This is a genomic window from Halogeometricum pallidum JCM 14848 (assembly GCF_000337095.1).
Classification (GTDB): domain Archaea; phylum Halobacteriota; class Halobacteria; order Halobacteriales; family Haloferacaceae; genus Halogeometricum; species Halogeometricum pallidum.
The window spans coordinates 1-18,902 of the sequence record NZ_AOIV01000037.1 but is presented as its reverse complement, the minus strand read 5'-3'; the positions used below and the strand labels follow the sequence as shown (position 1 = coordinate 18,902).

Annotated in this window: 17 protein-coding genes; 8 read left to right on the top strand and 9 right to left on the bottom strand. The window is 65.2% G+C overall.

The window, feature by feature from the left end; all coding sequences use genetic code 11:
- Positions 1–65 precede the first annotated feature (65 nt).
- From C474_RS14570 to C474_RS14555, 4 genes are all read left to right on the top strand, one after another.
- Positions 66–323, top strand: a complete 258-nt coding sequence (locus C474_RS14570; RefSeq protein ID WP_008388155.1) for a hypothetical protein — start codon at positions 66–68, stop codon at positions 321–323.
- A 1,002-nt stretch (positions 324–1,325) separates the two neighbouring features.
- Complete coding sequence (locus C474_RS14565) at positions 1,326–2,084, top strand: IclR family transcriptional regulator (RefSeq protein WP_008388153.1); 759 nt, start codon at positions 1,326–1,328, stop codon at positions 2,082–2,084.
- Positions 2,085–2,205: 121 nt separating this feature from the next.
- On the top strand, positions 2,206–3,408 hold the full coding sequence (lhgO, locus tag C474_RS14560) for an L-2-hydroxyglutarate oxidase (RefSeq protein WP_008388152.1): 1,203 nt from the start codon (positions 2,206–2,208) through the stop codon (positions 3,406–3,408).
- Between the two features lie 115 nt (positions 3,409–3,523).
- Entirely contained in the window at positions 3,524–4,663 is a 1,140-nt protein-coding gene (locus C474_RS14555) for an acyl-CoA dehydrogenase family protein (RefSeq protein WP_008388150.1), read from the top strand.
- A 40-nt stretch (positions 4,664–4,703) separates the two neighbouring features.
- On the opposite strand, the gene C474_RS14550 is transcribed toward C474_RS14555, so the two are convergent.
- A complete protein-coding gene (locus tag C474_RS14550; protein ID WP_008388149.1) occupies positions 4,704–5,492 on the bottom strand; it encodes an enoyl-CoA hydratase/isomerase family protein in 789 nt (262 codons plus the stop codon).
- Positions 5,493–5,697: 205 nt separating this feature from the next.
- On the opposite strand from C474_RS14550, the gene C474_RS14545 reads away from it, so the two are divergent.
- Positions 5,698–7,176: an acetyl-CoA hydrolase/transferase C-terminal domain-containing protein gene (locus C474_RS14545; RefSeq protein WP_008388148.1), complete on the top strand. Its 1,479-nt coding sequence runs from the start codon at positions 5,698–5,700 to the stop codon at positions 7,174–7,176.
- Between the two features lie 28 nt (positions 7,177–7,204).
- Here the strand turns inward: C474_RS14545 and C474_RS14540 are convergent, their stop codons facing one another.
- From C474_RS14540 to C474_RS14510, 7 genes are all read right to left on the bottom strand, one after another.
- On the bottom strand, positions 7,205–7,447 hold the full coding sequence (locus C474_RS14540; protein WP_008388147.1) for a hypothetical protein: 243 nt from the start codon (positions 7,445–7,447) through the stop codon (positions 7,205–7,207).
- On the bottom strand, positions 7,444–9,435 hold the full coding sequence (locus C474_RS14535) for a TRAP transporter permease (protein WP_008388146.1): 1,992 nt from the start codon (positions 9,433–9,435) through the stop codon (positions 7,444–7,446). Before C474_RS14535 ends, C474_RS14540 begins: the two co-directional genes overlap by 4 nt.
- A 75-nt stretch (positions 9,436–9,510) precedes the next feature.
- On the bottom strand, positions 9,511–10,629 hold the full coding sequence (locus C474_RS14530; RefSeq protein ID WP_008388145.1) for a TAXI family TRAP transporter solute-binding subunit: 1,119 nt from the start codon (positions 10,627–10,629) through the stop codon (positions 9,511–9,513).
- 150 nt (positions 10,630–10,779) lie between these two features.
- Positions 10,780–11,601 (bottom strand): fumarylacetoacetate hydrolase family protein, encoded by an 822-nt coding sequence (locus C474_RS14525; RefSeq protein WP_008388144.1) that lies wholly within the window; start codon positions 11,599–11,601, stop codon positions 10,780–10,782.
- A complete protein-coding gene (locus tag C474_RS14520) occupies positions 11,598–11,945 on the bottom strand; it encodes a cupin domain-containing protein (protein WP_008388143.1) in 348 nt (115 codons plus the stop codon). The genes C474_RS14525 and C474_RS14520 overlap by 4 nt, the downstream gene beginning before the upstream one ends.
- Positions 11,942–12,730, bottom strand: coding sequence for an SDR family oxidoreductase (locus tag C474_RS14515; protein ID WP_008388142.1), 789 nt, complete (start codon positions 12,728–12,730; stop codon positions 11,942–11,944). The genes C474_RS14520 and C474_RS14515 overlap by 4 nt, the downstream gene beginning before the upstream one ends.
- Positions 12,731–12,787: 57 nt before the next feature.
- Positions 12,788–14,089 carry a hypothetical protein gene (locus C474_RS14510; protein WP_008388141.1) on the bottom strand — a complete coding sequence of 434 codons (1,302 nt, stop codon included), beginning with the start codon at positions 14,087–14,089 and terminating at the stop codon, positions 12,788–12,790.
- 92 nt (positions 14,090–14,181) lie between these two features.
- Here C474_RS14510 and C474_RS14505 point away from each other — a divergent pair, with 92 nt between their 5' ends.
- From C474_RS14505 to C474_RS14495, 3 genes are all read left to right on the top strand, one after another.
- The gene (locus C474_RS14505) at positions 14,182–15,288 is read left to right on the top strand and encodes a mandelate racemase/muconate lactonizing enzyme family protein (protein ID WP_049917051.1); all 1,107 of its coding nucleotides are present in this window, start codon (positions 14,182–14,184) and stop codon (positions 15,286–15,288) included.
- Entirely contained in the window at positions 15,285–16,502 is a 1,218-nt protein-coding gene (locus C474_RS14500) for a mandelate racemase/muconate lactonizing enzyme family protein (RefSeq protein WP_008388139.1), read from the top strand. The genes C474_RS14505 and C474_RS14500 overlap by 4 nt, the downstream gene beginning before the upstream one ends.
- Before the next feature lie 301 nt (positions 16,503–16,803).
- Entirely contained in the window at positions 16,804–18,330 is a 1,527-nt protein-coding gene (locus tag C474_RS14495) for an amidase (RefSeq protein ID WP_008388138.1), read from the top strand.
- Between the two features lie 161 nt (positions 18,331–18,491).
- Here the strand turns inward: C474_RS14495 and C474_RS14490 are convergent, their stop codons facing one another.
- Positions 18,492–18,707: a DUF7835 family putative zinc beta-ribbon protein gene (locus C474_RS14490; RefSeq protein ID WP_008388137.1), complete on the bottom strand. Its 216-nt coding sequence runs from the start codon at positions 18,705–18,707 to the stop codon at positions 18,492–18,494.
- Between the last annotated feature and the right edge of the window lie 195 nt (positions 18,708–18,902).

Below are 18,902 nucleotides of genomic sequence, written 5' to 3'. Positions count from 1 at the left end.
CCCGATGCCACCGAAAGGAGCTGAAAGCCGCGATTCTCGGTGCGACGCTGACGGAGTGTCCGGGGATGGATAGTTCGACACCGTGGTACCGGGGGGCCGCCGTTCCCGGCCGAAGCGACGAGTGGACGGTCGCGGCGGTTGCCCGGCGCTCGCTCGTCTCCGACGAGACGTTCGTCTGTGAGGCGACCGGAGACGAGGTTCCGGCGAGTTCGACTCATCTTCTCGTCACTATCCGTCGCGACGGACGGTTCCGAACCCGAACGAAGGAGTTCGTCGTTCGCGATGAGGACACGCTTCGAGAGTGGTTGGAGACCGGAGAGTGACGAATGCACGACATCGACGGTGAGTCATCGACCGCTCGTACCGATATCTCGATAAAACCGTTTCAGTGAACATAAATAGAATGATACGAATTTATATCGGACGTATTTAACACCCAATACTGCTATTCAAGTATGATAATGGTCCTTTAGAGCTACACACGAGTGATCCACCGAATACCCGTGACGTGAGAGCGTACGAACGTCGAACGGATGGCGCACGACCCGATATTCTGATTAATCGAGTTCGATCGACCTCGTACCACTATCGAGAGATAAACGGGATATCTCTCTTTCGCGGGATTTAGCGTAAAGACGACCGAAGACGAGATACCGAGTCGATTGAACTGCACAAACCCGGATCATGACTACAAAATCCTCAAAAACAGCCACAGAAAAATACTATGAGGTAACGAATACGATTCGAGGCGATATTCCGTCGATTCCGGTTCCGGTGCGACGTAAGGACGAAATGCGCCGACGACCGACGATGACGTGGACGGGAACGAGTCGGACGCCAGGGCTTTCGACGCCGATAGTCACCCGCCGGCGGCGAAGGGTACAGTTGTCGGTCGGCGTTCGTAAGGCCGTATGCGTTCGCTGGCGACACCGCCGACCCGCGGTATCCGCTATCGACGAGTCGTTCAAACGAACCTAACCATTACATATCTATTACTGTAACAACATCCTTCCGAAAAACGGAACACAATTAACGAGCATATACGATTATTTTCGACTCTCAACGCACCTGTCGTCCGAAAAGCGACAATCGGGCCGGTATCGATATGTGGGATTCGAAAACGGTGCGAAAAATGGCTTGTACCCGATACATCGGCTTTGTCGGCTTTCACACTCCCACTTAGAGAGTCCCATATTATGAAAACAGTATATACCGAATAGCAGGGATGTCTGAAGTCGATACAAACTATATTCGGCTCTATTACTCAGCTATTTCCATCCCATATTTCGGAACGCTTATAGACTATCGAGGGAGATCCAGTTGTAATGTCCATAAAAGACCGCGTGTCGACGACCGAGAAATCGCTCGAAGTCGTGTTCGCACTGCAGCGACTGCGGGGTGCGACGTTAGCGGAACTCGCCGCGGAGTTGGACGCCCCGAAGAGTACGGTACACCGCCACCTCTCGACGCTGGCCGAACATAGCTTCGTCCGCACGGACGACGGGCGGTACGAGGTCGGATTCCGATTTCTCGAACTCGCCGAGTACGCCCGGACTCAGCGGGAATCGTACGAACTCGCGGAAGCCACCGTCGAACAACTCGCCGAGGAGACGCAGGAACGCGCCCAGTTCGTCGTCGAAGAACACGGCCGCGGCGTCTATCTGTACGTCGAAACCAGCGAGCACGCGGTGCAGACCGGTCACAGCGTCGGCAAGCGGATTCGACTCCATTCGACGGCCGCGGGAAAAGTTATTCTCACGCACTTACCAGACGACCGGGTCGACGACATTCTCGACGCGCAGGGACTCACACCGGAAACCGACCGGACCATCACGGACCGAACCGTCCTCGACGAGGAGTTAGCCGAAATTTCGGAACAGGGGTACGCCTTCAATCGGGAGGAGAATATCAAGGGTCTGTGCGCCGCCGCGGCCCCGGTGACCAACGACGACGACGAACTCATCGGCGTCCTCAGCGTGTCCGGCCCGTCGAATCGAATGAAAGGCGAGTGGTTCACCTCCAAGATTCCCGACCTGATTCTGGGGTCGGCGAACGAACTCGAACTCCGTATCGCGTACGCGTAGGACCCGTCGTTCCGAACGCTTTCAGACGCTTTCGGACGCACGGTACTTCTCTTTCTCCGGTCGAATCCCCGAAAGCGGTACGCCTAAGTCCTCAGCCGGCAAATCGCGCTACGAGTTAGCAATGATACGTCACGACGTCGCCATCGTCGGCGGCGGTTGCGTCGGTCTGTCCGTCGCGAAGCACCTCGCGGCGCGGACGAACCTCGACGTCGCCGTTCTCGAGAAGGAGTACCATCTCGCGGCACACCAGAGCGGCCGGAATTCCGGCGTCCTCCATCCCGGCTTCAACTACCCGCCCGACTCGGAGAAGGCGCGCTTCGCCACCGAGGGGACCCGACGAATGAAGGAGTACTGCGCGGCCCACGACGTGCCCTGCGAGGAGCGAGGGGTCCTCGTCGTGGCGCAGACGGACCGCGAGGCGGCACATCTCGAAACTCTCGCCGAACGGGCCGAGGCCAACGGCGTCGAGTACGAACTGCTGGACTCCCGAGACGAGATTCGCGAGCACGAACCCCACGCCGTCGGACGGGCCGCCCTCCACGCCCCCGAGGCCGCGTCGGTGGACTCACAGCAGTACGTGTACGCGCTCACGCGGGAGATTCAGCGGGCCGGCGTCTCGCTGTACACGGGTCACGCCGTCTCGCGGGTCGAACGTACCGACGACGGCTATCGTCTCGCGACGAGCAACAGCGACGTCGAGGCGTCGTACCTGGTGAACGCGGCGGGCCTGCACGCCGACACGCTGGCCCATCAGGTCGGCGTGGGCGAGTCGTACCAAGTCGTCCCGTTTCGGGGCGAGTACTACGAACTCACGCCGGAACGGGCCGACCTCTGTCGGACGATGATCTATCCGACTCCGGACCCGGACCTCCCGTTCCTCGGCGTCCACTACACCCGGCGGACGGACGGGAAGGTCATCGTCGGTCCGAACGCGGTGTTGGCCTTCGGGCGCGAGGCCTACGACAACACGGACGTCGACCCGGCCGAACTCGTCGAGACGCTCCGGTACGAGGGGTTCAGAAAGCTCCTCGCCTCCAAGACGATGCTGTCGGCGGCGTGGGAGGAACTGAACAAATCCTACCGGAAGCGGAAATTCACCGAGGCCTCACAGCGCTTGGTTCCGGAGGTGCGCGGCGGCGACCTGACGGAGAGTTACGCCGGCATCCGCGCCCAACTCGTCAGCGACGAGGGCGAACTGGTCGAAGACCCGCTGTTCATCGAGCGGGAAGACGCGGTCCACATCCTCAACGCGGTGTCCCCCGGTCTGACCTCCTCGCTCCCCTTCGGCGACCACATCGCCAAGACCCTCGCCGCGAACGTCTGAGTGCCCGCCGACGCCGCGACGGACGGCACGAACTCAATGTGCTGGACCCGCCTACCGCGAGCGACGCAGAAGCGGAGCCAATCCATTTATCCGGGTTTGTTTCCGAACGGTAGACATGCGAGCCCTGACAGCGGAACAGCGTGAGTTCGCCGAACGCGCCGAGTCGGTCGCCGCGGAGTTCACCGACGACGCTTACACGTGGCACGGGGACGTCCCGTGGGAGAATCTCGAAGAACTGGCCGAGGCCGACCTCTACTGTCCGTCTATCTCCGAAGAGTACGGCGGGCAGGGACTGTCCGACTTGACGGCGATGCTCCTGACGGAAGCCGTCGGCCGCGAGTGTCCAGACACCGGCTGGTTCACCTACATGCAGAGCATGGTCGCTCCACGAGCTATCGACCTGTTCGGCTCGGACTCCGTCAAAGAGGAGTTCCTTCCGGCGGTGACGGCGGGCGAGAGCTTCGTTTCCATCGCCATCTCCGAACCCGAGGCCGGGTCGGACGTGGGGTCGATGACGACGGAGGTGACCGAGGAGGACGGTCGATTGGTCTGCAACGGCGAGAAGACGTGGGTCGGGGGCGTCCCGTTCGGCGACGCGGCGGTGACGTGGGTCCGGTTCCCGGAGGGACTGGGGTCCGTCGTCATTCCGTACGACGACCCCGGGGTCGAGATACAGGAGGTGTACACGAATATGGCCGGTTACTCCCAGACGCACTTTACCATCGACGACGTGGTCGTCCCGGAGCGTCGCGTCCTCACCCGTGGCCAGGAGGCGTTCAAAGAGCAGCTAGTGTCGCTCAACTGGGAGCGGCTGGGAAGCTCTATTCTCACCGTCGCGTGGGCCGAAGCGGCGCTGGAGCGGGCGCTGTCGTACGCGAGCGAGCGAGAACAGTTCGGGCGGACGATAGACGAGTTCCAGGGTATCGAGTGGAAACTCGCCGAGATGTATCGACAGGTCGAGACCGCCGCCTCGCTGGCGTACGCGTCCGCGGCAGGGGCGGAGGGGCACGAACGGGCGCCGCCGCGTCTCCAGACGTCGACGGCGAAGCTCCACTGTTCGAGGGTGGCCGAAGAGGTGGTCAGCGAGGCCGTCCAGATAGTCGGCGCACGAGCGTACCAGCAGGGCCACCCGTTAGAGTATCTCTACCGGTTCGCCCGGAGCAGACGCATCGCCGCGGGCACCGACGAGATGCAGTTGAACACCATCGCCCGCGCACTCGAAGAACGCGGGCTCCCGGCCGTCTCCGAACGCTAACTGGCCCCCGCATCTCGCGCGACACGCCGGATGGCTGCGGTCAGTCGTCGTACGAACGGTCGAACGCGGGCGCTCGTCCCTCGTTGAACGCGGCCACGGCCTCCTGATGCTCGGCGTCGACGACGCAGTCCCACTGGTACTCGGCCGCCTTCCGGCAGTACTCCTCGAAGCTCCGCTGCGGGTCGACGAGGCGGTTCGTGTGCTGGACCGCGGTCGCGGGCTTGTCCCGAATCTCCGCGGCGAGGGCGCCCGCCGCCTCCAGCGCGTCGTCGGCCCGTTCGACCGCGAGACCGATGTCGACGGCGTCCGCGGGCGTGATGTCGCGCCCGGTGAGCAGGTACTCGCGGGCCTTGGACTCGCCGACGAGTCGGGGCAGGAGCCACGCGCCTCCGTCGCCGGGAACCAGACCGACGTTGACGAACCCCTCGCGCATGACGCCCTCCTCCCCGACGACGCGGAGGTCACAGGCCAGCGCGAAGTCGCAGCCGGCACCGATGGCCGGACCGTTGACCGCCGCGACCGAGGGCGTCGCCATCGTCCTGAGGTTGTAGACGAACTGCTGGATCAGCCAGAGAAAGGCGCCGTACTCCTCGGGGGACTGCTCGTCCCAGTCGGGCATCTCGGTGGTGTCGGCGCCCGAACAGAAGCCCTTCCCGTCGCCCGTCAGCACGACCGCGTATACGCCGTCGTCGGCCTCGGCCGTTCGGGCGGCGTCGTTGAGTTCGAGGATCGTGTTCCGAGTGAAGGCGTTGTACACGTCCGGACGTTCGATGGTGATCGTCGCGATACCGTCGGTCACGGCGTAGCTTACGTCGTCGTACCGTTCCATGCCTCCGCTATCGGTCGGGCCGCACATATAGGTGGGGCTCGCGCCGCCGTCTCCCGGCGACGCGACCCCAACGATTTATTGTCTCAGATACGGAACTCCGACCAATGTCTCACTCGACGGACGACGGCGCGAAGGCCGCCACCGGCGACGGAACCGACACGCGGGCGCTCTCCTTCTCCCGCCGGAACACGGAGAGGACCTCGCTATGACGGGCGAAACGTCCGCGCCGGCCGGACCGATCGAGCGTCGCATCCGAGGCGACCTCCCCGTCGTCGACGCGGCCGCCGCCGCAGCGAGCATCTCGGCGGACGCGACGGTGCTCACCAGCGGGTTCGGGAGCGTCGGCTACCCGAAGGCGATACCGCTCGCGTTGGCCGAAGACGACCGCGACCTCGAACTCACGTTGGTCCACAGCGGGAACGTCGGCGAGGAGATAGACGTCGACCTCGTCGAGTCGGGCGCCGTCGCCCGTCGGTTCTCTTATCAGTTCTCCAGCGCGGCCCGGGGCGCGACGAACAGGCGAGAGATAGCGTTCAGCGACCGGAACGCGTCGGCCATCGGCGACGAGGTGCAGTACGGCGGGCTGGTCGACCCCGACGTCGCGGTCGTCGAGGCCGTCGCCGTCGGCGAGGACTGGTTCGTCCCGTCGACCTCGCTCGGGCAGGTCCCGGCCTTCGTCGAGGCCGCCGACACCCTCCTCGTCGAACTGAACCGAGCGCAACCGCTCGAACTGCAGGCGCTTCACGACGTCTACCGACCCGCGAGCCCCCCGAACCGAGAGCCCGTGCCGCTCTCCGAACCGGGCGAGCGCATCGGGACGAATCACTGTCGGTTCGACCCCGAGAAACTGCTCGGTGTCGTGGAGACGGACATCGCGGACTCGACGTACTCCTTCCGCGACCCGACGGACGACGACCTGGCCATCGCGGCCAACCTCGGGTCGTTCCTGTCGGCTGAGATGGAGCGCTCGCCGGTGTTCGACGACGCGATTCACCTCCAGTTCGGCGTCGGGTCGCTCGGCAACGCGCTCATGGGCGAACTGAAGGAACTCGACTTCGGGGACCGCGACGTAGCGTACTTCGGCGAACTCATCCAGGACGGCCTCCTCGACATGCTCGACGCCGGCCGACTCAGGTGCGCGAGCGCCACGTCGATGGCGCTCACCGAGGAGGGCCAGACGCGACTGTTCGAGAACGTCGAGCGCTACGCCGAGGACGTCGTCCTCCGACCGGCCGACGTGGCGAACCACCCGGGACTCATCAACCAGTTCGGCGTCGTCGGCGTCAACAGCGCCATCGAGTTCGACATCTACGGCAACGTCAACTCCACGCACGTCGGCGGCACGCGGATGATAAACGGCGTCGGCGGCTCAGCGGATTTCAACCGCAACTCGCTCGTGTCCGTCTGCGCGCTCCCGTCGACGCTGGACGGCGGCGACGTCTCGCGGGTGGTCCCGATGACGTTCCACGTCGACCACACCGAACACGATATCGACGTCTTCGTCACCGAACAGGGCGTCGCCGACGTGCGCGGACTCTCGCCGGTCGAACGCGCCGAGCGGATAATCGAGCACTGCGCTCACCCCGAGTTCGCGCCGGAACTACGTTCGTACCTTGACGACGTCTGCGAGCAGGACAGCCACATCCCGCACGACGTTCGGCGCGCCGCCGAGTGGCACGAGTAGCGCGGAAGAACAGCCCGTAGGACGGCGCCTACAGGCTGACGGCGCCGCCGTAGAAGTAGAGGTACACCCACCAGACGTAGCCGACGGCCAACGCGATGGCCGTCAGCGCCTCCAGCGCCGTGACGTAGGTGTTGCCGTGCGTCTCCCGGAACGACTGAATCCGTTCGATCCGGCGCCAGACCGGAATCAGAGGATCCGGGATGATCTCCCCGAGACCGCCGACGTCGGACGTGTCGACCTGGTCTTCGGGGGCTTCTCTGCTCGGACTCATTGTTTCACCTCCTTGGTGAACGGCAGGCTGAGACCGCGGACCATCACCTTCTCGGCGACGAAGACGCCGACGAAGACGGCGATACCCGCAATTTTCGCGAGCGCCGTCGGGTACGTCATGATGAGGACGCCGAGCACCGCCAGCGCGGCCCGGGTGAGAAGCAGGTTTCCGAGCGACAGCCTGAACGGGTAGTTCAGGCCGTAGATGATGGAGACGGCACCCAGCATCACCATGAGACCGACGAAGAGCGTGTTGAGGCCCGGGGACATCGTGATCAGCGCGGGGTTGTAGACGAACGCGACGGGGAGGACGAACAGCGGCGCGGCGATTTTCAGCGCCGCGCCGCAGGTCCGCCAGAAGTTCGCCTCCGCGATGCCGGCGGCGACCACGGCCGCCGTCGCTACCGGCGGTGTGATGCCCGCCAAGATGGCGGCGTAGAACATCGTGTAGTGAGCCGTGATCTCCGCGATGCCGAACTCGGAGACGAACGTCGGCACGATGAGGATGGCCACGATGACGTAGGCGGCCACCGTCGGCATCCCGACGCCCATTACGATGGCGACGGCCATGCCGAGCAGCACCGCGAACAGCAGGATGCCGCCGGAGAGGTTGATCATCAACAGCGCGATCTTCGCGGGGACGCCGGTCGTCGAGAACAGGTTCACGACGCCGCTGATGACCACGAGGATGATGGCGATGGGCGCGAGAATGATGGCGCCCCGGCGGAAGCCGTGAACCGTGTTCCTGACCTGCGTGACGAACTCCGAGACCGGCGAGGCGTCAGAGGAGTCGACGAGCCGCTGGAACGGCGGCATCAGGACGCCCGTGAGAACCATCGCGAACACGGTGTACATCGCGGACGTCATCACCGTGAACTGGGCGAAGCCGAGGTAGTAGATCAGGACGCCGAACGGGATACCGAACCGGAGCGCCTCGGCGATCTTCTCGTTGCGCGAGAGCGGGTCGTCGAAGAACTCCGAGAACTCCATGTCCTGGTTGCTGGTGTCGCTGATCGCGGTATAGTGGACTGCGATGGCGATGGACACGACCAGAATCGCTGCGGGGAGCAACCCCGCGACGACGATGTTGAGGTACGCGACGCCGAGGTACGACGCCATCACGAACGCGGAGGCGCCCATGACCGGCGGGAGCACCTGTCCCGCGGTAGAGGCGACGGCTTCGATGCCGGCCGCGCGGTGGCCGGACATCCCGCTCTCCTTCATCGTCGGAATCGTGAACGACCCCGTCATGGCGGCGTTCGCCGTGTACGAACCGTTGATGGAGCCGATGACCGCCGAGGAGAGCACGGCCGTCTGTGCCACGCCCGAGCGGATGCGTCCGGCGGCGACGATGGCGAGCCGGAGAATCAGGTCGAACGCGCCGTACGCGAACAGCAGCCCGGCGTACAGGAGGAACGGCGCGATCCAGGACGCGGTCAGCTGCGTGAGCGAGCCGTAGAACCCGTACAGGTCCGTGACCGTCGCCTGTAGGAGGGTCAGCTGAGACATCCCCGCGTGCCCGAGGACGCCGGGAACGGCGTCGCCGAACATCGCGTACAGCATCACGCCGATGACGAGTCCGAGGAACAAGTTCCCGAATTCGCGCCACGTGAGGTACAAAAGCGAGATGATGATGAGTCGCGCGAGCATGTACTCGTGCTCGGTGGCGAACCCCTGTCGCAGGAGGTACACCGTCTCGAAGTTCACGAAGAAATAAAACGACGCCGTGATGAGCACGCCGGCCGACGGCAGCAACACCAGCGCGTCTATCCAGCTTCCTTCTTCGAGCGATTCGCGCGTCTCGTTGAGGGCGTACACTGTCATGATGCCGCCGACGAACAGGACGGCGTACTTGACCGTCGACCAATTCTGGGTGTAGGCCCACCAGAGGACGACGCACCAGAACAGGACGGCTACGAGCGTGACGCTGATGTCGAGGCCCCGTAGCCACCCCGTGGGACCGGTCTCTCGTTCGGATTGTGTGTCCATGTGTTGGTGTGGTTTGTTTGTAGTAGACTCTTGGTTGGGTTCTTCGCGACCTGGGACGGCGCCGTGGGGCGGGGGTTACGCCGCGTCGCCCTCTTGGAGGCTGTCGTCCCAGGCGTCGTTCTCCTTGTAGTACTTCACCGCGCCCGGGTGGACCGGGATGCGCTCCTGCGCGTACCCGAGCATCTCCTCGGCGGAGTCGTAGTCGTTGAACTGCTCTTCGCCGTTGTTGATGACGTCGCTGTGCTCGTGAACGACGCGGCAGAGTTCGTAGACTGCGTCGGGATTGGCCTCGGGGTTGAACGTGTAGTTGACCTCGAGGTCCCAGGTGAACACCTCGTCGGTACCGATGTCGGCGTTCGCGATCGGCCATTCGCTGTAGGGCGTTCGGGTCGTCCCCGCGCCGGAGTACGACTCCGCGGATTCGATGAGCGCGTCCGTCGGTTTGACGTAGTGAAGGTCGACGCGGGAGGCCATCTCCTGAACGAAGCCGGTGTACCGGACGCCGGGCGAGCCGTACGCGATAGACGCGTCGATGCTGCCTTCCTCCATCGCACCGGGCGCGTCACCGACGCCCATATTCTGGATGTTCATCTTGTCGTGGACGTCCGCGGTCGGGTCCTGCGACCACACGTCGAGCGTCGTTGCGCGCGTCGAGTAGCCCGGCTCGGCAGGATAGACGTTCTTCCCCGCGAGGTCGTCGAACGTCTCGATGCCCGTGCCGTCGCGAGCGACGATGTAGATGCTGTACGGGAACGCGCCGAACCCGTACTGGGGGATGCGGGATACCGACTGCTCGGAGAACCGACCGCGATCGTCGAGCGCCTTGTTCAAGGAGTTGTTGTCGGTGATGCCGGCGTTGAACTGGCTCTGGGCCATCCGGTAGATGGTCCCGATGTAGCCGGGGCTCTCGATGGTCGAGTAGTCGAGGGTATCGCTCTCCTGGCTGACGGCGCGCTCGACGGCGAGCCCGACGTCCTGAGTCCCGCCGGCGGACGTGCCGACCCGGAGCGTCATGTCGCCGCTGCCGCCGCCACCGCCGCTGCCGCCGCCGTTACCGTCGCTACCGCCGTTACCGCCGCCGTCGCCGCCGTTACCGCCACCGCTGCCGCTGCACCCGGCGAGCCCTGCGAGGCTTGCCGTTGCTGCGCCATACAAGAACTTGCGCCGCTGCATACCCTCTTCGTGCATGTCCATTGATGACAAAAACCGGGCGTGCTTAACAATCTATTCATTTAGAACACCGACAATCATTACCTATATCATCTTGCCGAGCGGCCACGCTCGACGTTCGCGGACGGCGGGTCGCTGCTCGGACGGCGTTGCCCGCCGTCGAGAGACACCCTCCTACCGCGTCACCGGTGCCTCGACGGATCCGACCGACTCGACGGTCGTCCGCACTCGGTCGCCGTCGTCGATGGGCGCTGCACCCGGCGTCCCGGTGCTGAACAGGTCGCCCGGTTCGAGCGTCGCCACCTCCGAGTGGAAGGAGACGAGTTCCTCGGGCGGGAACAGCATGTTTCGCACCTCGTTTTCGGCCTCGACCGTCCCGTTGACCTCCGTCCGGACGGTCACGCCGTCGAGGTCCGGCGGTTCCTCGGGGACGGCGAGCACCGGGCCGACGACGAGGAACGTATCGTAGCTCTTCGCCCGGGTGAGAAACCGAGGGTTGCGCTGGAGGACGTCCTCGGCGGTCATGTCGATGACCGGGAGGTAGCCGGCGACCACGTTGTGGACGTCCGCCTCGTCGACGTTCCGACACTCTCGTCCCATTACGACGGCCAGTTCGGCCTCCGCCGTCACGCGTTCGCTCTGGGAGGTCGGCGGCAGACGGATGGGGCCGCCGGGGCCGACGAGCGCCGTCGCGGGCTTCATGAAACTCGCCGGTTCGTCCGGGCGCTGCTCGTCCAAATCGCCCGCGTGCTCCTCGTAGTTCAGGCCGATTCCCCAGAGCTTTCCGAACCGTTCGAGCGGCGGCCCGAAGGCGCAGTCGGCGGCCGGGACCCGCGCCGCGGGGGCGTCGTCGACGTCGCCGAGCGTCCCCGCCGCGGCCCGCGGGAGCGCCTCGCGGACGCCGTCGAGGTCGGGTTCGACCGACTTGAGCGGGACGAATCCCTCGTCGTCGCCGAGAAGCGGCCGACCGCTCGCGGTGCGTGCGAGGTACTTCATTCCTCGCGGTCCGTCCAGAAGTCGAACGAACGACCCGGCGCGAACACGTCCAATCCGACCGCTCGTTCGTCGCCGGTATTCTCGACCCGGTGGGCCTCGTTCGATTCGAGCAGCACCGAATCGTTCGGTCCGAGCGCCACCTCGTCGTCCTCGGTGACCACGGTGAGTTCGCCTTCGAGGCAGAGACACACCTGCTCGTTCTCGTGGTCGTGCATCGGCGAACTGTGCCCCGGCGGTTTCTCGAACCACTCGAAGGAGAAGCGGTCGCTGCCCGCCATCGAGACGCGCCGCCAGCCCTCCTCCGGTTCGTACGTCTCGGCGTCGTCGAACGGGACGGGCTTCACAGGTTCGCCCCCGTGGATCCGCCGTCGATGGGAACGGCGGCGCCGTTGATGAATCCGGACTCGGGCGAGGAGAGGAACGCGACGGTGTTACCCAACTCCATCGGGTCGCCGATACGCTCTAACGGGTTGCCGGCCCAGCCCTGCAGTCCCTCCTCGTAGGAGTCGTACTCGCCGCGGTCGACGGCGGCGTTCACGAGGTCCTGAATCCGGGACGTCTCGTGCGGTCCGGGGAGGACGGCGTTCGCGCGAACCTCGGGAGCGAACTCCTTCGAGAGCGTCTTCTCCAGTCCGATGACGCCCATCCGAACCGAGTTCGAGAGCACGAGGTTGTCCAGCGCCTCCTTGACGCTCCGGGAGGTGATGGTGACGATGGTGCCGCCGTCGCCCTCGCGGAGGTGGGGTTCGGCCTCGCGGGCGAGTCTGACGACGCTCATCACGAGGAGATCGTAGGCCTGCTGCCAGTCCTCGTCGTCAGTGTCGAGGAAGCCGCCGGACGGCGGGCCGCCGGCGCTGGTCACGAGGTGGTCGAGGCGGCCGAACTCCTCGACGGTGGTCTCCACGAGGTTCGTCACGTCGTCGGCGTCGGTGAGGTCACCGGACTGGGCGACCACGTCGCCGTCGGCGACTTCGACGATTTCCTCCCGCGCCTCTTCGAGTCGGTCCCCGTCGCGGCCGTTGATGACGACGTCGACGCCCTCGCGGGCGAGGGCCTTCGCGGACGCCTTTCCGAGTCCGCTGGACGACGCTGTCACGAGCGCTGCGTTACCGTCTATCTGTAAGTCCATGTGATATCACATCAGGGTCCACGCCGAAAACGTTTCCGTACAGGCAACCTCGAAGCACTACGACTCGGAGAAGACCGCCGTCCCGTCGTCGAAGGCGAACGACCCGCGCCCCACGACCGTCGCGGCGTCGGGGAGGTCAGCGAGGACGGCCTCCGAGACCCACATCTCCGAGAGGTCCTGCGTGTTCCGTATCCAGAGGATGCGGACGGTTTCAGGGTCGTAGCCGCCCAGCGCCGCCAGCGCCGTCCGCAGGGCGAACTCGTCGTCCGGTACGACGACCGGGAGCTTTGCCTTCGCGAGCGACCCGCTCGTGAGCGCGTTCGCGTACGTCTTCCGCAGGTCGAGTCGGTCGAGCGCCGCCCGTCGGGTGAGGTCCGCGAGACCGATGCCGTTCCCGTTCCCCTTCGTCGCCTCGGTGAGGCCGCGGGCGTAGATGAGATTCACGTCCGGCGTCTCGGGTTCCTCCCGGTTGAGCACGCGGTAGCGGCCGATGACGTTGGTGTCCATCCCGGCGCCGGACACCTCCTTGCCGAGTTCGTCGACGACGAGTAGGTCCACCTCCTCGACCGGCAGCGTCGGCATCTCCTCGTAAGCCAGTTCGAGCAGTTCGGGTTCGCGGTCGAGAAAGGAGTCCGTCGGAATCGACTCGACGCGGGCGATCTCCTCCTCGAAGTTCTCCACGAGCGCGACTCCGCCCAGGAGCGGCGTCTCGGATTCGACGACCGACAGGGCGGCCCGGAGCGTCTCGACGTACCCCTCGGCGATGGCCGTCGAGTGGAACGACTTCGCGCCGCGCTGTTTTCCCAGTCCGACGACGCTCATCTTCGTGAGACCGCTCTCCACCGGTCCGGAGAAGTTCGTGTGGGCCTTGACGCGGTTGAGGACGAGAATCGCATCGGCCTCCAGCGCCGCCGTCGAGAAGTACACCGGCATCTCCGTGTCGCCGACCGTCACCGCGCCGAGTTCCTCGGCGTCCATCCGCGCGTCTATCGGCGCGCCCGTCCGCTCTTCGGTGATGCGTAGCGACCCCAACACCTCCCGCTGTCCCTCGGCGGTCGCCCCGCCGTGGCTCCCCATCGCGGGCACGAGGACGGGGTCGAATCCGCGTTCGACGAGCGAGGAGACGACGGCCGCCGCGACGTCGTCGATGGCGTGAATCCCGCGGCTCCCGACGGCGACAGCGACCGTCGCGCCGTCGTTCAATCCGCCGAGAGCGAGACCGTCTAGTTCCGCTCGCGCCGCGCCCGCGGCGGAGACGGTCTCGGTCGACGGCTCGTACCGAACCCGCGCGAACGGCGGGAGCGGTTGCGGGTCTATGAGGTGGTCGACGTCGCCGCGCGTCGGGACGTTGATGTTCATCCGGGCGGTGCTTGGTGGAGGTGCACGAATAATCCTGTGGTAAGTATTGTCGAGACGGGGGATTATTACTCCGTGTGTCGCGGCGCTGTCGTATGGAAATCGAAGCAGTGGAGTCGTTTCCGATAGAGATACCGCTCTCCTCGCCGGTGTCGTTCTCCAACCGGACGCTGACGTTCCGCGACCACGCGATAACGTACGTTCGGACGGCTGACGGCCGCGAAGGCGTGGGTTACTCGCTCGGCTACGAGGGGGCCGGACTCGTCTCGGAGGCGGTCGAGTCGCTCCTCGAACCGATGCTCGTCGGCGAGGACCCACGCGATACCGCGCGACTGTGGCAGGAGATGTACGAGGGGACGGTTCAGATCGGGCGGGCGGGCCTGCTGTTGCGGGCCATCTCGACGGTCGACCTCGCGCTCTGGGACCTGAAGGCGAAGGCGGCCGGCGAACCGCTGTACAAACTGCTGGGCGGGCACGCCGACGACGTCCCCTCGTACGCCAGCGGCGGGTACTACCGCGACGACAAGGGGTACGAGGGCCTGCGCGAGGAGATGCGACGGTACCTCGAGGAGGGCCACGACGTCGTCAAGATGAAGGTCGGCCGGCGGTCGGTGAGCGAGGAGGCCGACCGCGTGGCGGCCGTCCGCGACGAAATCGGTCCGGACCGAACGCTCCTCTTGGACGCCAACGGCGTCTGGTCCTCGCCCCCGGAAGCCATCCGCGCGTGTCGCGCCTTCGAGCCCTACGACCCCTACTTCATGGAGGAACCGGTGATGATAGACAAAGTGGAGACGATGGCGGCGGTGAACGACGCCATCGACTACCCCGTCGCCACCGGCGAACTGGAGGGGACCCGACACAACTTCGCTCGTCTCCGCGACACCGGCGCGGCGAGCATCCTCCAACCGGACGCGACGGTGTGCGGCGGCATCACGGAGTGGCTCCGCATCGCCAACTACGCGGCGGCGTACGACGTCCCCGTCGCGCCGCACTACAACTGGAACCTCCACGCGTCGCTCTTGGGCGCCATCGAGAACGGAACCTGGGTGGAGTATTTCTACCGCGATATGGACGTGAAGGTGTTCGACGACGTGGTGGCGGAACCGCTCTCGCCCGGCGACGACGGTCGGATTCCGCTCCCCGACAGCCCCGGTCACGGCGTATCGCTCGATAAAGATGCACTCGAGGAATTCAGACAATGAGGGACTACTCCGACCAGATAGCGAACCGCGACCCGAACCGCGACGTGGAGATAACCGACATCAAGGCCTGCGTGGTCGAGGGGAACTTCGAGTGGAACCTCATCAAAGTCGAGACGGACGCCGGCGTCACCGGTATCGGCGAGTCCTACCGCGGCGGCGGCGTCCCGGAACTCGTCGAGTACACGAAGCGATTCCTCCTCGGGGAGAACCCCCTCGACGTGGAACGTCTCGTCCGCTACATCTTCCAGGAGATGTCCGGACACGGGGGGACGACCGGCAAGGTCGTCACGGCCGCCTCGGGTATCGAAATCGCCCTCTGGGACGCCGCCGGGAAGATTCTCGACCTTCCGGTCTACCAGTTGCTGGGGTCGAAGTACCGCGACGAGGTCCGCCTCTACTGCGATTGTCACGCCGGCGAGGCCTACGCCGTCGAGGACGGCGCCACGGCGTACGCCGACGCCGAGGCCTATTCGCCCGAGGCGTACGCCGCCGAGGCGGCCCGCGTCACCGACATGGGGTTCACCGCCCTGAAGTTCGACCTCGACTTACCCGCCGACAACGACCCCGACCCCTACAACGGCCGCCTCACGAACGGCGCAATCGAGGAGAAACGCGAAATCGTCGAGGCGGTGCGCGAGGAGATCGGCTACGACGTCGACCTCGCCTTCGACTGCCACTGGGACTACTCGGTCGAGAGCGCGAAACGGCTGGCGCACGAACTGGAGGAGTACAAGCTGATGTGGCTCGAAGACCTCGTTCCGCCGGAGAACATGGACGCCCAAAAGGAGGTGACGAAGGCCACGCGGACGCCCGTCGCTACCGGCGAGAACCGCTTTCGCGTCTTCGAACTCTCTGAACTCGTCTCCGAACACGGGGTCGATATCGTGACTCCCGACCCGACGACGGTGGGCGGTCTCGCCGAGACGATGCGGGTCGCCGACCGCGCCGAGGAGAACTACATGCCGATGTCGCCGCACAACGTCTGTAGCCCCGTCGGGACGATGGCCTGCGTCCACCTGGGGGCGGCGACGCCGAACTTCGACCTGCTGGAGTACCACGCGCTCGAAGTCGACTGGTGGGACGACTTGCTCGCACGCGAGGAGCCCCTGATTCGAGACGGCCACATCGAAGTACCCGAGAAACCGGGACTGGGCATCGAACTCGACGAGTCCGTCGTCGACAAGCATCTGCTTGACGGTACGACCGGGTTCTGAGTATAAACGTCCGCAACTGGATGTTATGGATTCGAAATCGGGCACAGACGCTCACACCGAGACAATTTCGAACACCTAACCTATTTTAGTTCTAAAATATCACAATGAGAACTCATATATCGCAAAGATGTATTCGAACGCGAAGATATGGAGACATAACGCGAAAAAGTCATCTCACATCGACCGTGATAAGGCGGTTGGACGGGAACAGTTCCGACCCGAACGAGGAGTTTGAACGCTCGGAGAGGCGAAAGGTTCAGGCTCGTGGTCCGGAATTCTTCGACAGGAGATATCCGAGACGATGTCCACGCCATCCGCAGACGCCTTCGACCTCGTAGAGACGACCGTCGCCGACGTTCGCGCCGCCATCGCGGATGGACGCGTCACCGCGGAGACGCTCCTCGACCGCTACTTGGCGCGCATCGACGCGTACGACGACGACCTGAACGCGATTCTGACGCTGAACGACGGGGCGCGCGAACGGGCCCGACGCCTCGACGCTCGGTACGAGGAGGAGGGCTTCGTCGGACCGCTTCACGGCGTCCCGACGCTCCTGAAGGACAACCAGGACACCCACGATATGCCGACGACGGCCGGGTCCGTCGCCCTCGCCGACTCCGTCCCGCCGCGGGACGCGTTCGTGGTCGAACGACTCCGGGACGCCGGCGCCGTCGTCGTCGGGAAGGCGAACCTCCAAGAACTGTCGTTCGGGGTGGACACGATCAGTTCGCTCGGCGGCGCGACCCGGAACGCCTACGACCTCGACCGGCGGCCCTCGGGGTCCAGCGGCGGAACCGCGGCGGCCGTCGCCGCGAACCTGGCGACCGTCGGCACGGGGTCGGACACCTGTTCGTCCGTCCGGTCCCCGCCCGCGTTCAACAATCTCGTTGGCGTCCGGCCGACGAGGGGACTGGTCAGTCGGACGGGAATCGTCCCCCTGAGCGAGACGCAGGACACCGCCGGCCCCCTCGCCAGAACCGTCGCCGACGCGGCCCGACTGCTCGACGCGATGGCCGGCTACGACCCCGAGGACCCGGTGACGGCCGCCGGCGCCGACGCCGTTCCTGACGACGGCTACGTCTCCCACCTCGACCCCGACGGCCTCGACGGCGCGCGCATCGGCGTCGCCCGACAGTTCTTCGGCCTGCAGGGCGACTCGGAGGACTCGCCCGTCACCGAGGCGGACGCCGCGGCCGTGACCGACGTCGTCGAGGCGGCCATCGCGGAGATGGAGGCGGCCGGCGCGACGGTGCTCGACCCCGTCGACGTCGTCGACGTCGGTCTGCTCAAGAGCGCCCGCGTGTTACAGTACGAGTTCGCCCGCGACTTCGACCGCTACCTCGCGCGCCTCGGCGAGGCAGCGCCGCACGGGTCGTTGGCCGAGGTGTACGAGACGGGCGAGATAGCTCCCTCCATCGAGTCGCGCTTCGAGGGGGCGGGAATCCTCGACGTCGACGCCGATTCGCTGGAGGAGAACGTGGGGTACCTTCGACGCCTTCGACGTCGGGACCGACTCGCGGAGACCGTCCTCGCGCGAATGGTGGAAGACGACCTCGACGCCCTCCTCTACCCCCCGTCGACGGTTCCGCCCGTCGAGATACCCGAACACCAACCCTTCTCGGAGATGAACTGCGAACTGTCCGCGCACACGGGGTTACCCGCCATCGTTCTCCCGGCCGGATTCACCGACGACGGCCTGCCGGTGGGCGTCGAACTGCTCGGACGGCGATTCGCCGAACCGCGCCTCCTCGAACTCGGGTACGGGTTCGAACGCTCGTCCGGGCACCGTCGTCCTCCCGAACGGTTCGGAGAACTCGACGACGCGTAATCCGACACCCGTTCGAGACGCGGTCCGGGAGTGTTCCCGGCTCCCACGCCCGTATTTACATAGCGAGCAGAAACGTGGCCCGGGAGACCCACCGCTGAAAACGAGGGGGATTCTGCCTTTCCCGGTTCGCACTTTCCCCCTCACGCGCTCGTCGCGCCGTCTCAGACGACCCGCTCGCTCCGCGATGCGCCACAGTAGAGACACTCCAGCACTCGGTAGGGCTGGCGCGCGAACACCTCGTTCTGCGGCTGTATCGCCTCTCGGGTCGCGTCCGTGCGGAATCGGACCGTCACCTCGTGCTCGCGTTCGCCGCCGCAGGGCTGACACGTTCTGATCCGCCAGTCGGGGATGTCCCGGGTCGGGTTTTGAACTGCCATGTACACTGACTCCTATCCTGTGGTTACTCATACCACTTTTTGCCGAGCTGATGAGTCTCAGTTCCGACACAACACGCATCCGTGACGAGGGTTCTCACTCTCTTTCGGATCGGGACAGCGTGATAACGGGCGTTCTCTGTCAGGAACCCGCCTCCCGGGAGTCGTCTCAGAATTGTTACCTCTCGTTCGAGTTTC